Genomic DNA, 1,025 nt, shown 5'->3' on the forward strand with positions numbered 1-1,025 from the left:
GCCGTATACAGCTTTGTTATGCGCTGGCATTGTTCTAGTTTTTAAATTCTCTTTTATGAATCATTATCGTAAATATTAATCTGGCTATTTCCAAAAAAGCTATGAACCACAATAGCATTCTATATTCGTTGGAATTATATTGAAATCCGAACAGTCTAAATAAAAATGCAAATGTCAAAATTACAAAACCAAGCTTTAAAGGAAATTGAATATAATAGATAATCAATGATATTTTTTTTCTCATAATCGAGAGTATTCCTGTTGCAATTAATGAAACTATCAATAGAATTTCAAGAATACTTAAAATCAGAATCTGACCAATACTATTAAGCATATTAATCCCAATTTTATATGAATGGACGAAAGATATTAAGTCTAAAAGTCCGAATGCTATCAATAAGTTTTTTTTCATACAATCAGTTTTACCAAATCGGAATCTTCGTGCCTGGAAAATAGAAATCATGATACAATCTCCAGTTTTGATATACTAAGCTGTAAATTCCGTAATTCATAATTATTATCAATGCGTTTAATCCAATTAACAAAGTCCTTTTTTTAATTACCAATCGAAGTAAAATATAAATCTGTAAAGCTATACTCAAAATCGGAACACCAAGTCCTTGCTTATCACGTACCTCTCCGTAATAAAATGTAGAACCGTACCATAACTCAAACCACTGAAGCAAAGCAATTATCAGAATTGACAACATTAAGAAATTGAAACATAATGGTCTAATCGTTTTATTCTTAATCCAGATAATTCCTAAAATACAAACAGTCAACCAAAAGATTAGTCTTGCAATAAAAATCCATACAATCCCTTTGTTGGTATAATATTCTCTAAACGGGTCGAATCCTTTTGAACCATATTCATGTTCAGGTAAAAGCATATTCAGGCAAGACAATATCAAAACAATCACCGCAATCGCTGAAATCCCAGTCAAAATGTAATCCAGTCGTTTAATTTTCATATTAATCATGTTTGGTTATGCTCTGTCGCACTTTTGCTTGCGCATAACGGTTAC

General features: G+C 30.5%; 1 protein-coding gene. It reads right to left on the reverse strand.

Annotation, left to right across the window (positions count from 1 at the left end; all coding sequences use genetic code 11):
• Positions 1-422: 422 nt before the first annotated feature.
• Complete coding sequence (locus B4W65_RS17045; protein ID WP_088656361.1) at positions 423-971, reverse strand: hypothetical protein; 549 nt, start codon at positions 969-971, stop codon at positions 423-425.
• Positions 972-1,025 lie beyond the last annotated feature (54 nt).

Origin of the sequence: Geofilum rhodophaeum (assembly GCF_002210225.1) — a bacterium.
Classification (GTDB): Bacteria; Bacteroidota; Bacteroidia; order Bacteroidales; family Marinilabiliaceae; genus Geofilum; species Geofilum rhodophaeum.

Coding starts and splice junctions, on each gene's coding strand:
- B4W65_RS17045 (WP_088656361.1), bottom strand. CDS start 971: ATGAAAATTAAACGACTGGATTACATTTTGACTGGGATTTCAGCGATT.